This is a genomic window from Natronohydrobacter thiooxidans (assembly GCF_001884735.1).
Lineage (GTDB): Bacteria > Pseudomonadota > Alphaproteobacteria > Rhodobacterales > Rhodobacteraceae > Roseinatronobacter > Roseinatronobacter thiooxidans_A.
The window spans coordinates 209529-227583 of the sequence record NZ_MJAP01000032.1; the positions used below are offsets into that span (position 1 = coordinate 209529).

15 protein-coding genes are annotated in these 18055 nt (G+C 64.3%); 8 read left to right on the forward strand and 7 right to left on the reverse strand.

All coding sequences use genetic code 11. From position 1 onward, the window contains the following. Positions 1 to 215 precede the first annotated feature (215 nt). The gene (locus BG457_RS13595) at positions 216 to 2384 is read left to right on the forward strand and encodes a transglycosylase domain-containing protein (protein WP_071797694.1); all 2169 of its coding nucleotides are present in this window, start codon (positions 216 to 218) and stop codon (positions 2382 to 2384) included. Positions 2385 to 2699: 315 nt separating this feature from the next. Here the strand turns inward: BG457_RS13595 and BG457_RS13605 are convergent, their stop codons facing one another. Together BG457_RS13605 and BG457_RS13610 are read right to left on the reverse strand one after the other, a co-directional pair. Then, the gene (locus BG457_RS13605; protein ID WP_139257752.1) at positions 2700 to 3137 is read right to left on the reverse strand and encodes a hypothetical protein; all 438 of its coding nucleotides are present in this window, start codon (positions 3135 to 3137) and stop codon (positions 2700 to 2702) included. Between the two features lie 60 nt (positions 3138 to 3197). After that, positions 3198 to 3938 (reverse strand): zinc-ribbon domain-containing protein, encoded by a 741-nt coding sequence (locus BG457_RS13610; protein ID WP_071797697.1) that lies wholly within the window; start codon positions 3936 to 3938, stop codon positions 3198 to 3200. A gap of 161 nt (positions 3939 to 4099) precedes the next feature. On the opposite strand from BG457_RS13610, the gene BG457_RS13615 reads away from it, so the two are divergent. The 4 genes from BG457_RS13615 to BG457_RS20020 all read left to right on the forward strand — a co-directional run bounded on the left by BG457_RS13615 (position 4100) and on the right by BG457_RS20020 (position 7732). Next, positions 4100 to 4771 (forward strand): cell division ATP-binding protein FtsE, encoded by a 672-nt coding sequence (locus BG457_RS13615; protein WP_071797698.1) that lies wholly within the window; start codon positions 4100 to 4102, stop codon positions 4769 to 4771. Continuing rightward, positions 4768 to 5640 carry a cell division protein FtsX gene (locus BG457_RS13620; protein WP_071797699.1) on the forward strand — a complete coding sequence of 291 codons (873 nt, stop codon included), beginning with the start codon at positions 4768 to 4770 and terminating at the stop codon, positions 5638 to 5640. Before BG457_RS13615 ends, BG457_RS13620 begins: the two co-directional genes overlap by 4 nt. Continuing rightward, a complete protein-coding gene (locus tag BG457_RS13625; protein WP_071797700.1) occupies positions 5640 to 6377 on the forward strand; it encodes a lysophospholipid acyltransferase family protein in 738 nt (245 codons plus the stop codon). The genes BG457_RS13620 and BG457_RS13625 overlap by 1 nt, the downstream gene beginning before the upstream one ends. A 446-nt stretch (positions 6378 to 6823) precedes the next feature. After that, on the forward strand, positions 6824 to 7732 hold the full coding sequence (locus tag BG457_RS20020; RefSeq protein ID WP_139257754.1) for an Abi-alpha family protein: 909 nt from the start codon (positions 6824 to 6826) through the stop codon (positions 7730 to 7732). Positions 7733 to 7816: 84 nt separating this feature from the next. Here the strand turns inward: BG457_RS20020 and guaD are convergent, their stop codons facing one another. From guaD to xdhA, 4 genes are read right to left on the reverse strand one after another with little or no spacing between them, the layout of a single operon-like run. After that, the gene (gene guaD, locus BG457_RS13630) at positions 7817 to 9100 is read right to left on the reverse strand and encodes a guanine deaminase (RefSeq protein WP_071797701.1); all 1284 of its coding nucleotides are present in this window, start codon (positions 9098 to 9100) and stop codon (positions 7817 to 7819) included. Positions 9101 to 9111: 11 nt separating this feature from the next. Then, on the reverse strand, positions 9112 to 9951 hold the full coding sequence (gene xdhC / locus BG457_RS13635; protein ID WP_071797702.1) for a xanthine dehydrogenase accessory protein XdhC: 840 nt from the start codon (positions 9949 to 9951) through the stop codon (positions 9112 to 9114). Then, complete coding sequence (gene xdhB / locus BG457_RS13640) at positions 9948 to 12257, reverse strand: xanthine dehydrogenase molybdopterin binding subunit (RefSeq protein ID WP_071797703.1); 2310 nt, start codon at positions 12255 to 12257, stop codon at positions 9948 to 9950. The genes xdhC and xdhB overlap by 4 nt, the downstream gene beginning before the upstream one ends. Beyond that, a complete protein-coding gene (gene xdhA, locus BG457_RS13645) occupies positions 12254 to 13705 on the reverse strand; it encodes a xanthine dehydrogenase small subunit (RefSeq protein ID WP_071797704.1) in 1452 nt (483 codons plus the stop codon). Before xdhA ends, xdhB begins: the two co-directional genes overlap by 4 nt. A gap of 156 nt (positions 13706 to 13861) precedes the next feature. On the opposite strand from xdhA, the gene BG457_RS13650 reads away from it, so the two are divergent. The 3 genes from BG457_RS13650 to BG457_RS13660 all read left to right on the forward strand — a co-directional run bounded on the left by BG457_RS13650 (position 13862) and on the right by BG457_RS13660 (position 15440). Then, positions 13862 to 14773: a LysR family transcriptional regulator gene (locus BG457_RS13650; RefSeq protein ID WP_071797705.1), complete on the forward strand. Its 912-nt coding sequence runs from the start codon at positions 13862 to 13864 to the stop codon at positions 14771 to 14773. An 83-nt stretch (positions 14774 to 14856) separates the two neighbouring features. Then, a complete protein-coding gene (locus tag BG457_RS13655) occupies positions 14857 to 15138 on the forward strand; it encodes a type II toxin-antitoxin system RelE/ParE family toxin (protein WP_071797706.1) in 282 nt (93 codons plus the stop codon). 11 nt (positions 15139 to 15149) lie between these two features. After that, positions 15150 to 15440: a HigA family addiction module antitoxin gene (locus BG457_RS13660; protein WP_071797707.1), complete on the forward strand. Its 291-nt coding sequence runs from the start codon at positions 15150 to 15152 to the stop codon at positions 15438 to 15440. 25 nt (positions 15441 to 15465) lie between these two features. Here BG457_RS13660 and BG457_RS13665 read toward each other — a convergent pair whose 3' ends face one another. Continuing rightward, positions 15466 to 17919, reverse strand: coding sequence for a calcium-binding protein (locus BG457_RS13665; RefSeq protein WP_071797708.1), 2454 nt, complete (start codon positions 17917 to 17919; stop codon positions 15466 to 15468). Between the last annotated feature and the right edge of the window lie 136 nt (positions 17920 to 18055).

An 18055-nucleotide genomic window follows, 5' to 3' on the forward strand; every position in this document is an offset into this window, starting at 1 on the left:
AGCGCCGCGCCGCCTCGGCGCAAGAAACGAAAAAAATGTGCACAAAATTAAGTCACTGCACAAATAATGTGCAAAATTTGGATCCATTTGGTGAGTCTTCCGCGCTACAACTTCTTGCGAAGTCGGTGGTAATCTCTGGCGCATAATGTCATTTACCCCCAGGAACGCGTTACAATGGTTGCATAGAGCATGCAGGTAATTTTCAGGGCGGCGATATGAGCAGGACAGGTGGGAACGGGCGCAAGCTTGTGGCGGAGCGGCGTGTGGCGCCGAGGGCAAAGGCGAAAGCTGCAGCGCCCAAACCCGCCAGCCGCAAAAGCGGACCCGCGAAACCCCGCAGCAACAATATCGTCGTGCGCCTGATCACCGGTCTCGTGTCGCTGATCTGGCGGATCATCTGGGGCGTGACCTGGCGGCTGGGGGCGACGCTTGCGCTGATCGTGGCGCTGGCCACAGGCTATTTCTACACGACCCTGCCCCCGCTCGATGATCTGCTCGACGCACGCGCGCGCGGCTCGGTGACCATGATGGATGCCGAAGGCAGTGTCTTCGCCTGGCGCGGCGAAACCTTCGGCGGCGCGATCACCACCCAGACCGTCTCGCCGCATCTGCGCAACGCCATCATCGCGGTCGAGGACCGGGGCTTCTATTCGCATCTCGGCGTCAGCCCGCGCGGCATCGCGGGGGCGATCCGCTCGAACCTGCGCGCGGGGCGCAGCGCCCTCTCGGGCGCGGGCGGCTCCACCATCACCCAGCAGGTGGCGAAACTCCTATGCCTTGGCGTGCCCTACGATTCCGCCCAATGGCCGTCGGAAACCGCCTATGAGGAAGATTGCCGCCGCGGCACAGTCTGGCGCAAGATCAAGGAAGTGCCCTATGCTTTCGCGCTGGAAACCAAGTTCAGCAAGGACGAGATCCTCACCATCTACATGAACCGCGCTTTCCTCGGCGCAGGCGCGCGCGGCTTTGAAGCTGCCGCGCAGCGCTATTTCGGGCGCAGCGCCGCCGAGGTCGGCCCTGCCGAAGCCGCGATGCTCGCGGGGCTTCTGCCCGCCCCCTCGCTGCTGGCGCCGACGCGCAATCTGGAACGTGCGCAGGCCCGCGCCAATGTCGTGATCGGGCTGATGGCGGATCAGGGCTATCTCAGCCAGCATGAAGTGGCCGAAGCCCGCTCCTATCCGGCCACGCTCTCGCAACAGGCCGAGGCGCAGCGCGGGATCCATTTCGCCGACTGGCTCATGCAATCCGGCCCCTCTTACCTGACGCGCAACACCACCGAAGACGTGATCATGCGTACCACCTTCAACCCGCGCATCCAGACCGCGATCGAGGATGCCGTGGCCGATGTGTTCAAGACCCGCGTGCGGGACGGCTCGCAGGCCGAGGTTGCCGTGGTCGTCATGTCCGCCGATGGCGCGGTGCGCGGCATGGTGGGCGGGCGCTCGCCTTCGGTGGGTGGGTTCAACCGCGCTACTCAGGCCATGCGCCAGACCGGATCGGCCTTCAAACCCTTCCTCTTCGCCGCCGCTCTGGAGAACGGGTTTGAACCTTTCGATATCGTCGAGGATGCGCCGCTCACGATCAATATTCCCGGTTCCGGCCCATGGTCGCCGCGCAATTACGACAACCGCTTCCACGGCTTCGTCACCCTGACAGAGGCGTTGTCCAGATCGCTCAATACCCCCGCCGTGCGCATTTCCGAAGCCATGGGCCGGGCGCAGGTGCGCGAAGTGGCCAATAAATTCGGCCTGCACAGCGACCTTGCCGAAGGCCCGGCATTGGCGCTGGGCGCCTCCGAGGCCAATCTGCTGGAAATGACCGCCGCCTATGCGGGTATCCTCAACGGCGGCAGCGCCGTACAGCCCTACGGGATCGAGCAACTCACCCTGCTGGGCGATTCGACGCCGCTTTTCGGGGCCTCGACCGGGATCGGCGAGCGTGTGATCTCGGAACGCTCGGCGCAGGTGCTGACATGGATGATGACCCGCGTCGTGGCCGAGGGCACCGGCACCCGCGCCCGCCTGCCGGGCTGGCAGGTCGCGGCCAAGACCGGCACGACCCAGGCCTCGCGCGACGCATGGTTCATCGGCTTCACGGCGGATTATGTCGCCGGTGTCTGGATGGGCTATGACGACAACTCGCCCCTGACCGGCGTCACCGGCGGCGGCCTGCCTGCCGAGATCTGGCGCGAGACGATGGAGCGCGTGCATCGCGGCCTCTCGCCCCGGCCGCTGCCGATGATCGAACCGGAACGCCCGGTGCTGGAACCGCCCCGCTCCGAGGCCCCGGTCCATCCCGTTCCGCAAGCCCCTGCCGCACAGGGCGGCTCGTCGCTCGATGACGCGATCCGCGGGATTCTGGGCTCGATCTTCGGCGGGAATTGAGGGGGAGGGCGCGCGCCCGGCGCGGCGCGCGCTGAAAACGGCCCGCAAGTCAGATGCCCAAAGCGAGAGGCCGATCCAGCCTGTTCGCCGCCAGAGACTCGATGGCGGGATTGACCGCATCGCGGACGCTCGCTTAGAAGCCCAAGCGCGGAATCAAGGCCGCAGGCCGCCGCGCAGCGCCCGACCGCCCCCCGGGCGGGCGCTTCTCGCTGTCGGGCATTTCTAAACCGCCGGAATATGCCGCGCCATAAATTGCCCGCCAAAACCGGAGTGAGCGCCCCCCCGCGGTCGGGCGCTGCGCGGCGGCGCGCTCCACTACCGGTCCTGCGCCCGGAGCGGGCGTCGCGATACCGTTGTCAACAAGACAAGAACCAAGAATCCCAGCACTGCCCAAAGCAGGATCTTGGCGGCTTGCAGAAAAGGATCGCGCGGCCTTGAAGCCTCTTCCCAACTCATGCCTGCCATCTGGCGAAACAAGGCTTCCGCCGTCAGTAAGGCTCGATGCCCCCGATCCGACATTGTGCCGTTTTGCCGCCCTCGCGTCTCATCAAGCGGATCGTAAACCCTGCCATCAGGATAGACGGCGAACCTGCCATCCCTGGCCATCACAGCCGCGAAGCTACCCGGCTCCTGCCGCCGCGCAGAGATGACCCGCCGCATCCCCGCGCCGGTGAAATTGTCCCGACGCAGGATCACCACCTCGCCGGTTTCATCAATCCTTGCCAAGACCAGCCATGGCGGGCCGAGGTTCATTCCCATACCCGCCTCCCGAACTTGAAGGCACAGGAGCCCCCCCCGTCAGGCAACTGCCCCCTACAGCCCCAGCAGCCCCGCGACCGTGCCGCGCAGCCCGTCCACCGCCCCGACATAGCCCTCCGTCACCGGGGCCAGCGCAGGCACCGCGCCGCCGATCATCGGCGCGGCAAGGTAGAGCGCGACAAGGATCAGAGCCACCGCCAGCGGCAGGGTCAGGCCGCGGATGAAACTGCTGCTGCGCTCGGCACTGGTCGGCGGCACGGCCACCGCCTCGGGCGTTCTGCCCCGGCGGGGCCGCCCGTTCCGGATCGGCTCCAGCGAGGCGCTGATATCCTCGATATCGGGAAAGGGCGGTGCCTTGGGCTCCGTGCTCCGCGCGGCCTTGGGGCTCTCGGCAGGCTCCTCCGGCGCGGGGTCGCTGGGCCAGGGCGCGGCGCCTGCCAGCCCCAGATCGGGCTGCGTCTCCAGCCCGCCCGCTTCGCGCGCGCGCTGCTCGGCCTCAAACGCGGCTTCGGCGCGCAGGATTTCCAGCACCTGCTCATCCACGGGTTTCGCGCGCGCCTCACCCGCCGGGGCCTCTGCCTCTTCAGGCGATGGCTCATCCCCGGCGTCACTGGCCGCCTCCGCAGACGCTTCGGGGGGTGCAACCGGGGCGGGGCTGCGCTCAGTCAGGATCAGCGGATGGTCCTGAAACCAGACCGTCCCGCAGGCCGAGCATTGCACCTCGCGCCCATCCTCGGGCAGCAGGCCGTCGTCGATTTCATACTGAGCTTTGCAACTCGGGCAGGTAATACGCATCACGGAACCTTGCTCGCTGCCTCAAACGGGCATTGGCCTTGATTTACAGATGTTGTAGCAAGCACGAACGCAAACGCCAAGGTTATTAGAGTGTCTGTTCAAGGGACCGAAAGAATGCTCAGGCCGACCCGGCACCGCCAGTCCGCGCATAGGGGGCCGCGATGATCGTCTTCGAGGATGTCGCGCATGATTACGGCGGCGGCCCGCTCTTTCGCGATGTGTCGGTGCGGCTGGACAAGGGCAGTTTCCATTTCCTGACCGGCCCCTCGGGTGCGGGCAAGAGCACCTTTCTCAAACTCTGCTACGGCGAATTATTGCCGAGTTCGGGCAAGGTCACGCTCATGAACCGCGCATTGCAGTCCATGACCCGTGATCAACTGGCCGAAACCCGCGAACGGATCGGCGTGGTGCATCAGGATTGCCAGTTCCTCGACCATCTGACGGTCGAGCAGAATGTGGGCCTGCCCCTGACCGCAACCGGCCGCCCGCTGCGGGCCAGCGATGTGAGCGATCTTCTGACCTGGGTGGGGCTTGGCACCCGCGCAGAGGCGCTGCCGCCCACGCTCTCGGGCGGCGAGCGCCAGCGCGCCGCGCTGGCCCGCGCCATCATCGGCGCTCCGAATGTGCTGCTGGCGGATGAACCGACCGGCAATCTCGACTGGGAGATGTCGCAGCGCCTGATGATGCTCCTGATCGAACTCAACCGCATGGGCACGGCTGTCCTGATCGCGACCCATGACCTGAACCTGATCCGCTTCGCCAAAGCGCAGGTACAGGCGCGGGTGATGCGGATCTCGGGGCGCAGGCTGCAACTGGCGGGGTCCGAGCTGTGAGCGCGCGCGCCATCTCCGGCCTTGTCGTGCCCGGTCGCGGCCAGAGCGTCTGGCTGATCACCCTCTCGGCCGCCGCCATGGCCTTCCTCGCGGTCTTTGCCCTCGCGCTCTCGGTCACATCTGCCCGTCTGGCCGCCAACTGGTCCGAGGCGCTGTCGCAGACCGCGACTGTGCGCCTCTCCGCCCCGCCCGAGGAAATGGACAGCCAGACCGCGCTGGTCCTTGACGTGCTGCGCACCACCCCCGGCATTGCCGAGGCCCGCGTCATGGTCCCCGAGGAACAGGCGGCCCTGCTTGAGGCCTGGCTTGGCCCCGATCTGCCGCTCGATGCGCTGCCCCTGCCGCGCCTGATCGAACTGACCGAGACCTCTGAGGGCCCCGACCGGCAGGGGCTGCGCCTGCGGCTGGCCGCCGAGGCCCCGGCGGCGGTCTATGACGATCACAGCCGCTGGCGCCGCCCGCTGGTGCAGGCCGCCACCCGGCTGCAAAGCTTCGCGCTGGTCTCGCTGGTGCTGATCGGCGCCGTCACCGCCGCGATGATCGCGCTCGCCGCCAGTGCCGCGCTCTCCTCGAACGGGCAGGTGATCCGCGTCTTGCGGCTGGTGGGTGCGCGCGACCGTTTCATCGCGCTGGCCTTCGTGCGCAGCATCTCGCGCCGCGCGCTCATCGGCGCCAGCGCCGGGACGGCGGTCGCGATGCTCGCGCTGCTGGCGCTGCCACAGGCGGGCAGCGCGGTGCCGGTGCTGGCCGGGCTTGGCTTTCAGGGCTGGACATGGGCGCTGCCGCTGGCCATTCCGCCCCTGACCGCGCTTCTGGCATGGAGCGCCAGCCTCGCCACCGCCTTCCGCGTTCTCAAAGGAGTCACCTGATGCGATATGCGCTGCAATGGCTGCGCTCGGTGCTGTTCATCGGGCAGATGTATCTGGCGATGCTGGTGCTGGGCGTGGCCTATCTGCCCTATGCGCTGGCCCGCCGCGAGGGCGCGCTGGCCGCCTGCCACGCCTTTTGCCGCTATGTGCGCTGGTCGGCAGGCTGGCTCATCGGGCTGCGCAGCGAGGTGCGCGGCACCGTCCCCGAGGGCGGGGTGCTGATCGCCGCCAAACACCAGTCCTTTCTCGATATCATCATGATCTTCGGTGCCCTGTCGCACCCGCGTTTCATCATGAAGAAACAGCTCTCCTATGCGCCGATTCTGGGCTGGTACGCGCTGCGTCTGGGCTGCGTACCGGTGGATCGCGGTCGCCGCGGGCAGGCGATCAAGGACATGACCGCCCGCGTCAAATCCGGCGCGCTGGAGGCGGGGCAGCTGATCATCTACCCGCAGGGCACCCGCGTCGCGCCGGGGGTGAAGCAACCCTATAAAGTGGGCACCGCCGTGCTCTATCAGGAACTGGCGCAGGATTGCGTGCCGGTCGCCACCAATGTCGGCATGTTCTGGCCGCGCCACAGCCTCTATCGCAAACCGGGGCTGGCGGTGGTCGAATTCCTGCCCCCGATCCCCGCCGGGCGCGAGCCGCGCGCCTTTCTGGCGGAACTGGAGCAAGTGGTGGAAGCGGCGTCCGACAAGCTGATGGCCGAGGCGGCAGAGCAATTGGGGCGGGGGTAAGAGGGGCGAAGCGTCGCATCGCGGACGCTCACTTGGCAGACATGCGCGGAATCAAGGCCGCAGGCCGCCGCGCAGCGCCCGACCGCCCCGTCACGCCGGAGGCGTGCCTACGGCACGACGGCGGGCGCTTTTCACGGTTGCGCACCGCCCGACCGCCGGAATATGCCGCACCATAAACTGCCCAGCCTAACCGGAGTGAGCGCCCACCCGCGGTCGGGCGCTGCGCGGCTCTTCTCGCGCAGTCAACCGTCGGTTTGGTCCCGCATCGCGGATACGCCCGGCTTGGGCCGCTGGGCGTGGCGAGTTTGGGCGGTCAGATCGACGCCAAATGAGGCCAGAGCGGTCGGTCGATCCCCTATTCCTTCTTGCAGAATGCGTTTGAGTGCTCCTAAACTAGTTTGATTCTGCGTTTCCAATCATCAATACGGGTTTTTCTAGGAGTTAGCATGGGCAATGATGGACGGTCTCTAGAAGAGATTTCCGATTTCTTGTCACCAGTCGCCTTGGGTGTGGTGAAGGCAGCCGCTGGGGGAGTGTCCTCGGGTATAAGGGAAAGCTCAACAGATGTTTGGGGCGCGCTTGTGGGCGATCCCCTGAAGATGTGGAGAACACGTAGGCTCATTGACGGGCTTGAAGGCGTCGCTTCACATTTAAAACAGAAAGGGGTAGATTTGAAGAGCGCGAAGGCTCTACCGTTTGGAGAAATGCTAATACTTTTCGATGGCATTTCGAAAGAAGATGATCAGGTTTTATCTGATATGTGGGCGAGACTGATCGCTGATTCCATGATGGAAAATAGAAAGCCCTCAATTTCTGCACGATCAGTCGCGGCCGTTCTTGAGCAAATGAGCCCGGAAACTGCAAAGATATTTGAATTTTTATCCAAGGAAGCAAGGCGTAAATTTATCAACGAAAAACTTGGCAGAATAAGAAACAAAGAATTCTTCCCACTTGATGAGGAAGAAGCTAAGCTTTCTGAAGATGATCTTAGGGAAGAGCTAGAGAAAATCACACCAGAAATAGATGGTGAATGGCAATTTATTCATAAAGGTGGGGCGTTGATTGATGCACAGTTTGAAGTAGCAAAAGGCGAACTGCTGCGCTTAAATCTTATCGATCGAAAAGAAGCTGGTGTACATTTCGATGATCAGCCTTTTAGGCGAGGATATCAAGTTAACCCTGAAGGTCTGGATGCTGTCCTTTCAGAAATGCAAGGGAGGATTAAAGACCTTGTTGATAGTCGGACAAATGTTGCGCGATTACCTTTTCTTGACCGCACACGTGGCATTGTGAAGAGTAATTTCGAATTAAGCATGGCTGGAAAAGAGATTGCGAAAAAGCTGAGCCTTCTGTAATCGAGCAGAAGAGATCATCTGTTTGGCGCCACAAATAATCTATGTCCGCTCCGTCCCGCAAAACCGCCTCCCCCCACCCCCCCCTCACTTCCTCCCGACCCCCGCCACATAGGTCTGCACCACCGCGCGGTCATCGCCCATCACCTGCAGCGTGAACAATTCATCCATCAGCCCGCGCGCCCGCGCCATGCGCAGCGCCATCGCGGGCGTGGCCTCGGCATTCAGCACCACCAGATCGGCCTCGCTCCCGGCCTCCAGCGTGCCGATGCGCCCTTCCAGCCCCAAAGCGACAGCATTGCCGCGCGTGATCCAGTGGAATGCGCGGTAGGGGTGCATGCGCTGGCCCTGCAATTGCAGCACCTTATAGCCCTCGGCCAATGTGGTGAGCATGGAATAGCTGGTCCCGCCGCCGATATCCGTGGCAATCGCATTCACCAGCCCGGCCCCGCGCAGCTTCGCGTCATCAAACAGCCCCGATCCCAGATAGAGGTTCGAGGTCGGGCAAAACACCGGCTTCGCCCCCGCCTCGGCCAGCGCCCCGATTTCGCGGTCGGAAAGATGGATCGCATGGCCCAGCAGGCTGTTTTCGCGCAAGAGCCCGTAGCGCGCATAGATATCGGTGTAATCCACCGCATCCGGGTAGAGCTCGCAGGACAAGGCAATCTCGGCGTGGTTCTCGCTCAGATGGGTCTGGATATGGCAGTCGGGGTGCTCTGCCGCCAAAGCCTGCGCCGCTTCCATCTGCGCGGGCGTCGAGGTGATCGCGAAACGCGGCGTGATCGCATATCCCAGCCGCCCCTTGCCATGCCAGCGCGCGATGAGCCGCTTCGTGTCATCATACCCCGTTTGCGCGGTGTCACGCAGGCCGTCGGGCGCATTGCGGTCCATCATCACCTTGCCGGTGATCAGCCGCATATTGCGGGCCAGTGCCTCGGCAAACAGCGCCTCGGCGGAAGCGGCATGGACCGAGGCATAGGCCACCGCCGTTGTCGTGCCATGCGCCGCCAGCAGGTCCAGAAAGGCCCGCGCCATCACCGCGCAGAATGCGGGGTCGCTGTAGCGGGTTTCCTCGGGGAAAGTGTAATCGTTCAGCCAGTCGAGAAGCTGCGCCGCCCAGCTTGCGATCACCTGCGTCTGCGGGAAATGCAGATGCGTGTCGATGAAGCCCGGCATCACCAGATAGGGGCGGTGGTCGATCACCTCGGCCCCGGCCGCGTCGAGATTGGTAAATTCATCGAACGCCCGGATAATCCCGTCTTCAATCAACAGCCCGCCATCTTCGATATAGCGGAAGCTGTCGCGGTCCTCGGGGCTCAGGGGCTCGCGCAAAAAGCTGAGCAGCCGCGCGCGGATGATTTTTCGTTCCATGAAAAACGCTTTCAGTTTCGGGCGGTCCGGCCCGATGTTGGATTTGTGCAAGATGTTCGATTTGTGCCAGCCGCATCGACGAAGGCCGCATGGATTTCCTGCGCGGTCATCAGTGCGATGATCTCGGGCCGCTTGTCACCCAGACCCGCCGCGCCGATGGGGCAGACCAGTTGCGCGCTGGGCACATCGCCGGTCTCGCGCGCGAAGCGCTCAAACCGCGATTTCTTGGTTTCCGAGCCGATCAGCCCGACATAAGCGGCATCCCCGCGCCGCAGCGCGGCCAGTGTCAGCAGGAAATCCAGCCCGTGATCATGGGTTGTGATCACAAAGGCGCTGGCGGGCGGCGCCTCTGCGATATCGGCTTCCGGTAGCGGCGTCAGCCGGGTCTCGACGCCTTCGGGCGCAAGCGCCAGTTCCTCGGCGCGGGTATCGACCAGCACCACGCGCCAGGGCAGGGTCAGCGCCACCTGCGCAAGCGCCCGCCCGACATGACCCGCGCCAAGGATCAGCAGATGGGGCAGGGCGACATCCTCCAGTCGCTGCAGATGCGCGGCACGCTGGCTTTCGCCAAGGCGCTGAAATTCAACAGTAATCCGACCACCACAGCATTGTCCGATCTCGGGCCCCAGCGCGATCTCGATGCGCCCGCGCATCTCGCCTGCCGCCAGCATCTCGCGGGCGCGCTGGATCGCGTGCCACTCGGCCTGCCCGCCGCCGATCGTGCCGACAAGCGCTTTGGGGGTGACATACATCGCGGCGCCCACCTCGCGCGGGCTGGAGCCCTTGACCTTTGTGATCACAGCATGGATCACCGCCGCGCTGCCGGTCAGGATGTCGCGCGCGCCCCTCATCTGCGCAGCCGCTCGACGGCCATCAGGACGCGCTCAGGCGTGGCGGGGGCTTCCAGTCGCGGGCATTCGCGGTAATCAGCGAGTGAGGCAACGGCCATGCCGATGGCTTCAAACACCGAGATCGGCAGCATGAAGGGCGGCTCGCCCACCGCTTTCGAGCGTTTGATCGTGGGTTTGGTGTTCTCGGACCAGTCGGCCAGCCGAACATTGAAAATGCGCGGCCGGTCAGAGGCCAGCGGGATCTTATAGGTAGACGGCGCATGCGTCTTGAGTATGCCCTTGTTATCCCAGACCAATTCCTCGGATGTGAGCCAGCCCATCCCCTGCACGAAAGCGCCTTCGACCTGACCCAGATCCAGCGCGGGGTTCAGCGAGCGGCCCACATCGTGCAGCACATCGGCCCGGTCAACGCGGGTTTCACCGGTCAGCGTGTCGATGCTGACCTCGGCACAGGCCGCGCCATAAGAGAAGTAATAGAAGGGCTGGCCGCGACCCGTGGCGCGGTCCCAATGAATTTCGGGCGTCTTGTAGAAGCCCGCCGCCGACAATTGCACCCGCGCCATATAGGCGGCGCGGATGAAATCGTTGAAGGGCAGGATCTGCGCCCCGACCGCCACCTGACCGGGCAGGAATTGCACGGTTTCGGGCGCGACATTCCAGTTTTCAGCGGCAAAGGCCACGAGCCGCGCCTTGATCTGTTCGCAGGCATCGAGCGCCGCCATGCCATTGAGATCACTGCCAGAACTGGCCGCGGTGGCAGAGGTGTTGGGCACTTTTTCCGTGGTGGTCTTGGTGATCTTGATGCGCTCGATATCGCATTGAAACGCCTCGGCCACGACCTGCGCGACCTTGGTGTATAGCCCCTGTCCCATCTCGGTGCCGCCATGGTTCAGATGGATCGAGCCGTCATTATAGACATGCACCAAAGCACCGGCCTGATTATACCATGTCGCGGTGAAGCTGATCCCGAACTTGACCGGCGTCAGCGCAATCCCCTTGCGGATGACCCCGCCTTTTGCGTTGAATTCCAGCACCTTGCGACGGCGGGCCTGATAATCGGCGCTCTCCTCCAGCTCATCCACCAACCGGTTCAGGATATTATCCGTCACCTGCTGGTGATAGGGGGTCACGTCGCAGCCCTCGCGGTAGAAATTCGCGCGCCGGATTTCCAGCGGGTCGCGGCCCAGCGCATAGGCCACTTCCTCGATCATCCGTTCGGCAGCGATCACGCCTTGCGGGCCGCCGAAACCGCGAAAGGCGGTGTTCGAGACCGTGTTGGTCTTGAGCGGGCGCGAGCGCAGCCGCACATCGGGGTAGAAATAGGCGTTATCGGCATGAAACAGCGCCCGGTCTGTGACCGGGCCGGAGAGATCCGAGGACCAGCCACAACGCGCGGCAAATAGCCCGTCCACCGCCAGAATCCGGCCCTGATCGTCAAAGCCCAGATCGTAATCGATGCGGAAATCATGCCGTTTTCCGGTGATTTCCATATCCTGATCGCGGTCCGGGCGCAGCTTGACCGCGCGGCCCAGTTTCTTTGCAGCAATCGCGGCCAGCGTGCAGAACAGGTTCATCTGCGTTTCCTTGCCGCCAAAGCCGCCGCCCATCCGCCGGACATTGACCACAACCGCATTGGCAGGCACGCCAAGCGCGTGGGCCACCATATGTTGTGCCTCAGTCGGGTGCTGGGTCGAGGCGAAGAGCGTGACCTCATCATCCTCGCCCGGAATGGCCAGTGCGATATGGCCTTCGAGATACATGTGATCCTGCCCGCCCACACGCAGGCGGCCCTTGATCCGGTGCGGGGCGAGTTCCAGCGCTTTGGGCGCATCGCCGCGGGTCAGCGTCAGGGGGGCGGTCACATCGGGGTAGCCTGCGGCCTCTGCGGCGTCGATATCGGTGGCATGGGGCAGGGCTTCAGTCTCGATGCGCGCGAGCGTGCAGGCGCGCCGCGCCTGATCGCGGGTTTCGGCGACGACGGCGAATATCGGCTGGCCGTGATACTGGATCAGCGCATCGGTCAGGATCGGCTCGTCATGCAGCCCCGTGGGCGAGACATCGTTTTCGCCGGGAATATCCTTCGCGGTCAGAACTGTGATCACACCGGGGGCCTTGGCGACCTCTGACAGGTCCAGCGCGGTGATGCGGCCATGCGCGATGGGGGCCCCGCCGATATAGGCATGCAGCGTGCCTGCCGGTTCGGTGATGTCGTCGGTATATTCGGCGCGGCCGGTGACATGCTTGATCGCGCTGTCATGGATCAGGTCGTCATGGGCTCCACCATGGATGCGGGCATCGTCTTTCATAGTGCGTCCTCCAGCGTGGCGGGCGTGCCCTGGCTCTCATGCCAGAACCGGGTGAGCAGGTTCTGCGCGGCGCTCATGCGATAGGCGGCGCTGGCGCGCATGTCGCTCAGCGGCGTGAAATCCCTGGCCAGCGCTTCGGCGGCGGTTTGCAGGCTGTCCAGCGTGAAGGGCTGGCCGGTCAGGGCAGCTTCCGCATGGGCGGCACGTTTGGGGGTTGCGGCCATGCCGCCAAAGGCAAGCCGGGCTGCGGTGATTGTACCATCCCTGAGCGTGATTGCGAAACCGGCGGCGACGGAAGAGATATCCTCGTCGCGCCGTTTCGAGATCTTGTAGGCGGCGTGCAGCGTGTAGGGCTGCGCTTTGGGCAGAATGATGGTCTCGACAAATTCGCCGGGGCGGCGATCCTGCTTGCCGTAATCGAGGAAGTAGTCCTCCAGTGCGATTTCGCGGCGGCTGGTGCCGTGGCGCAGCACCAGCCGCGCGCCCATGGCGATGAAGGGGGGCGGGGTGTCGCCGATGGGCGAGCCATTGGCGATATTGCCGCCGATCGTGCCCATGGCGCGCACCTGCCAGCCCGCGATACGGTCCCAGTAGCGGGCGAGATGCGGGTATTCTGCGAGAAGGGGCGCGCGGGCATTTTCATAGCTGGCCAAGGCGCCGATCTGCAATGTGTCGCCGTGTTCGGTGACGCTGCGCAACGCGTCCAGATGGCTGATGAACACTGCCAGCGGCAGGTCGCGCAGGAATTTCGTGATCCAGAGGCCGACATCGGTCGCGCCTGCGACGATACGTGCCTCGGGGTGTTCGGTCAGGATCGCGGCCAGATCATCGACCGAGGCCGGAAGGATCGCGCGGCTGCCGCCCTTCGCGACCTCGACCCGCGCGCCGTCCTGCCAGTTGCGCAGCGTGCCCTCGACCGTGGCGCGTTCCTCCAGCAGCGGATCGGTGGTGCCATGATCGCCCATGCTGAGGGCTGCGCGGATGATCGGCGCATAGCCGGTGCAGCGGCAGAGATTGCCTTGCAGCGCGCGCTCGACCTGCGCGCCGGTCGGGTGCGGTGTCTCCATCCAGAGCGCATAGAGCGCCATCACAATGCCGGGCGTGCAGAAGCCGCATTGCGCGCCGTGATGATCCACCATCGCCTGTTGCACCGGGTGCAAACCACCATCGGGGCCGCGCAGATGCTCGACCGTCACGACATGGCAGCTATCGAGTGTGACCAGCGGGCGGATACAGGCATTGACCGGCTCATAGACCAGCCCTTCGGCACTCATGCGCCCCACCAGCACCGTGCAGGCCCCGCAATCGCCTTCGGCGCAGCCCTCTTTGGTGCCGCGCAGGCGCTGGTCCAGTCGCAGGTGATCGAGCAGCATGTCATTCGCCCCCAGATCGGTCAGGGTGACAGGGCGATCATTCAGCAGGAAACGGATCATCCGGCGCGGTGCCATGGGGAACTCCTCGGGATTTGCCTTGGGCTAGTATAGCAAAATCTGACGCAAGCTGATTTTCAATGCCAGAGGAAATAAAGCTAGAGTGTTTCAACAGATCATTGGTAATCTGGCCGTGATCCTGTGCATAATCATGCGGGCGGGGAGGGTCTTGCCATGTCCTATCTGGAATCGCTTCGGGTCTTTGTGCGTGTGTCGGAGCTGGGCTCGATCACCTCGGGCGGGCGCGATCTGCGGCTGACGCCTGCGGTTGCGAGCAAGCGGATCAAGGAACTGGAGGCGCGGCTGGGGGTGCGGTTGTTCAACCGCACCACGCGCAAGCTGACCCAGACCGAGATCGGTCGCGATTTCTACGACCATGCGCGGCGGGTGATCTCGGCGCTGGACGATGCAGAGGCGGCGGTGGCGGGGCTCTCGGGACGGCCGCGCGGCACGATCCGGCTGACCGCGCCGATTGGCATGGGGCGGCGGGTGATCGCGCCGCTGGCGCAGGCTTTTGCGCAGGAATACCCCGAAATCCGGCTCAATCTGCGGCTGTCGGACCGGCGGGTGGATATTCTGGAGGATCAGATCGACATGGCCTTCGTGCTGGGCGATCTGCCCGAATCCTCGCTCAAGCAGCGCAAGATTCTGGATGCGCCGCGCATGCTGGCGGCCAGCCCCGATTATCTGGCGCGGCGCGGGGTGCCCCTGCTGCCCGAAGAGCTGAAGGCGCATGATTGCCTGCTGTTGCGCTATCCGCGCTCGCCCGAATATTCCTGGACGCTGCAGACGACTGACGGGACGCTGCGGCTGGATCTGACCGGGCCGCTGGATTGTGACGAGGCGGGGGTGCTGGTCGACTGGGCGCTGTCGGGGGCGGGGATCGTGAACCGCCCGCGTTTCGAGCTTGCCCCGCATCTGGCGGCAGGCAGGCTGGTCGAGGTGCTGCCGCAGACCCCGCCCTTGCCCGCGATTCTGGCCTGCCTCTATCCGCATCGCCGCCAGCAAGACCCGAAAATCCGGCTGTTCGCGGATTACATGATCCGCCATATGCGGGGACAATTGTCGCGCGAGATGCGGGGGTGAGGGGGGCGCGCTGGCATCCCATTGTATCACCTCGCGATACATTTTCCTTGCAATATGTATCGCGACGTGATACATGACCCTGCATGATCCAGAGCACCAAGGGCAAACTGATCGGGCAGGTGCTGGCGGGGAAGCCCGCAAAGGGATTTCCCGGCGATCTGTTCAGGGTCGCCCTCCGCAAGGTGGCGATGCTGGAAGCGGCAAAGGGTCTGGAGGATCTGCGTGTGCCGCCGTCGAACCATCTTGAGGCCCTGAAGCGTGACCGGATGGGTCAGTATTCGATCCGCATCAACGCCCAGTGGCGGATCTGTTTCATCTGGACCGATGCCGGTCCGGCAGATGTCGAGATCGTGGATTACCATTGAAAGGAGCCGTCATGACCATGCTGCAAGTCCCGGTCCATCCCGGCGAAATCCTGAAGCACGAATTCCTGGAGCCGCTGGGCATCAGCGCAGGGAAGCTGGCACGGCATATTCATGTCCCGCGCACCCGCATCGAGCGGCTGGTGAGTGAAGAAACCGCGATGACGATCGATACGGCCAAGCGGCTGTCCAAGGCGCTTGGCACATCGGTCGAGTTCTGGATGACCCTGCAACTGCATCACGACCTGCTTGTGAGCGGGCCGAATGATACCGACGATATCCTGCCCCTGATTGCGGCTGAGTAACCACTCCGCTGGTTGCGACCACTGCTCACACGATATCGATATAGCCCACCAGAATCTCCAGATCACTCACACCCGCAAGGGTGATCCGGTCGCCGCCGCCGAAATCCAGCACGGTCCTTCCATTGGTCACGCTCCCGAATGCCCCGACCACCTCTTCGGCGCTCAGCCCCCCGCCCCAGAGGGCTTCGTCAAGCTGCAGCCGGTCATTCTCGGCGAAGGTGAAATCCTCGATCAGCAGGCGCTCATGGCCGTGATTGAAGATGAATACATCCGCCCCCGGCCCGCCGCGCAGCGTGTCATCGCCGGGGCCCCCCGAGAGCACATCATCGCCGCGCCCGCCATGGATATAGTCATTGCCCGCCCCGCCGAAGATCGTGTCATTGTCATCCATGCCCCAGATCACGTCACCGCCATCGCCGCCGAAGATCAGGTCATCCCCCATGCCGCCATAGATCGTGTTCCTGCCGCCGCCGCCATAGATGGTGTCATTGCCGCGCCCGCCGCCGATCCGGTCATTGCCCGGCCCGCCGATGATCAGATCATCGCCGCGCATGCCCCAGAGGCTGTTATTCCCGGCATTCCCGTAGATCGTGTCATTGCCGGTGCCGCCATAGATCGTGTCATTGCCGGTGCCCCCCACCAGCAGATCATCCCCCGCCCCGCCGCCGAAGCGGTTATTGCCCGAGATGCCGAAGATCGTGTCATTGCCGTCCTCGCCCCACATCCGGTCATTGCCCGGCCCGCCGACGATCAGGTCATGACCCGCGCCGCCATAGATCGTGTCATGGCCGAAGCCGCCGAAAAGCGTGTCATTCCCGGCCCCGCCCCGGATCAGATCGGGGCCATCGCCGCCATAGATATAGTCATGGCCATTCCCCCCGGTCAGCGTGTCGCGCCCGTCTCTGCCGATGATCCAGTTGCCCGGCACGGTCTCGGGCGCAGGTGGGGGCGGGGGCATGGGCATGAGTGGCGGTGCGGGCCAGAGATAGAGCGGCGAGCCGGGGGGCTGGGCGACAGCGGGGATCTCTTCCAGCACGATCAGCAGCGCATCCGGTCCGGTCAGCCCTTGGGGGAAGATGTCTTCGGCGCTGAGTGACCTGCCATCATGCGCGGTGATGGTGATCGTGACACCCCGATAGCTGAGGATGGCACCGCTCGCGCTGGGGGTGATCTGCAGTTGCGCCAGGCTGCGCAGCATCGGCAGGTCGGTCAGGTCGAGCCGGTCCTGACCGGCGCGGAAATCGGTGATCGTGACTGCGGTGCTGGTGGCGCGGATGACAAATGTATCGGCCCCCGCGCCCCCGGTCATGGTGCTGCGCCCCGGACCGGAGACCAGAATATCATGCCCCCCGCCGCCGGTCAGCGTGTCATTGTCGCTGCCGGCGATCAGGATGTCATGGCCGCTGGTTCCGCTCAGCGCCTCGGGCAGGCTGTCCGAGGCGCGGCGCACCGTGCCCATGGACGCCAGATCGAGTGTGAAATGCGTGACGCCGACGGAGTTCTGCGCGCCGATCATGACGTTCAGCGTGGTGCCCTCGGTGAATGTGGTAACGGTCTGCGGCGTGTGCAGCCCGCCGCCCGCGCCATCGGCCCAGCTCTGCATATGGATCAGATGCCCGTCGGGCAGCAGGCGGAACATGCTGACGCCGTGATCCGTGCCAAGGGCAAAGACAAAGACATGATCGCCATGCTGGGCGACAGCCAGATCCTGCACATTGGCAAAACGCGTGCTGGCCGTGTCGATGAGATGCTGAACCGCCTCCAACCCGCCATCCGGGGTCAGCCGCAGCACGCTGATGGCGGATCCGGCCGATGAGGCCACGAGAATATAGGTCTGGCCCTGAAGCGTGACCATTTCCATCGCGCTGGGAGCGGCGATCCCCAGCCCGTTCTGCGCCCCCAGCGATCCGGTTTCGAGCCAGCTTCCGCTATTGGTCTGACGATAGACGTACACCTGTTCGTCAAGCGCGCCGAGCGCAATCGTGTAGCTCTGCCCCGCCAGCGTGATCTGATAGACGGCGACGGTGTTGTCATGCCAGTTGCCACCCGGCAGATGCCCGGTCGGCAGATCCGACAGTCTGGTCTGGCTGTAGAGCGCGCCCTCGGCACCCGCGAGATGCGCGGCTTCCATATCGGTCATGCTGACATGGCGAATCGGGCCAAGACTGCCGTCGGCATTGAGCCTGACCCCGGTCATGGTATTGGCGGTCGCGCCGAAGAAAATGATGGTCTGGCCGTTGATCTCGGCATGCGCGATATCGAAGCCGGTGCGCAGCTGCAGATTGTCGGGGATCGCGAAACTGCCGGTCAGGGCAAGGGTGCCGCCCGCGCCGATCCGGTAGATAGAAATACCCCCGTAAGTTCCTGTTGTCACAGCCAGAAAACTGCCTTGCGCCGTCGTCACCAGCAGGCTGTCACTGATCCCCAGATCCAGAGCTTCCGTGCCGCTGGAATAGACGCCGCCCAGATTGAGCCACATAGCCGCACCCTGCCATTCACCCTGCAGTGATCATGCCCGCGCTGCGTTGCGATGCGGCGGCGAGACTCTGGCAAAATCTGGGTGTTTGTCTCGAATGCGCGCGATCTGCGAGAGGGTTGATTAACTCTGGGTTAGA

Coding starts and splice junctions, on each gene's coding strand:
- BG457_RS13595 (WP_071797694.1), top strand. CDS start 216: ATGAGCAGGACAGGTGGGAACGGGCGCAAGCTTGTGGCGGAGCGGCGT.
- BG457_RS13605 (WP_139257752.1), bottom strand. CDS start 3,137: ATGAACCTCGGCCCGCCATGGCTGGTCTTGGCAAGGATTGATGAAACC.
- BG457_RS13610 (WP_071797697.1), bottom strand. CDS start 3,938: ATGCGTATTACCTGCCCGAGTTGCAAAGCTCAGTATGAAATCGACGAC.
- BG457_RS13615 (WP_071797698.1), top strand. CDS start 4,100: ATGATCGTCTTCGAGGATGTCGCGCATGATTACGGCGGCGGCCCGCTC.
- BG457_RS13625 (WP_071797700.1), top strand. CDS start 5,640: ATGCGATATGCGCTGCAATGGCTGCGCTCGGTGCTGTTCATCGGGCAG.
- BG457_RS20020 (WP_139257754.1), top strand. CDS start 6,824: ATGGGCAATGATGGACGGTCTCTAGAAGAGATTTCCGATTTCTTGTCA.
- guaD (WP_071797701.1), bottom strand. CDS start 9,100: ATGGAACGAAAAATCATCCGCGCGCGGCTGCTCAGCTTTTTGCGCGAG.
- xdhC (WP_071797702.1), bottom strand. CDS start 9,951: ATGAGGGGCGCGCGCGACATCCTGACCGGCAGCGCGGCGGTGATCCAT.
- xdhB (WP_071797703.1), bottom strand. CDS start 12,257: ATGAAAGACGATGCCCGCATCCATGGTGGAGCCCATGACGACCTGATC.
- xdhA (WP_071797704.1), bottom strand. CDS start 13,705: ATGGCACCGCGCCGGATGATCCGTTTCCTGCTGAATGATCGCCCTGTC.
- BG457_RS13650 (WP_071797705.1), top strand. CDS start 13,862: ATGTCCTATCTGGAATCGCTTCGGGTCTTTGTGCGTGTGTCGGAGCTG.
- BG457_RS13655 (WP_071797706.1), top strand. CDS start 14,857: ATGATCCAGAGCACCAAGGGCAAACTGATCGGGCAGGTGCTGGCGGGG.
- BG457_RS13660 (WP_071797707.1), top strand. CDS start 15,150: ATGACCATGCTGCAAGTCCCGGTCCATCCCGGCGAAATCCTGAAGCAC.
- BG457_RS13665 (WP_071797708.1), bottom strand. CDS start 17,919: ATGTGGCTCAATCTGGGCGGCGTCTATTCCAGCGGCACGGAAGCTCTG.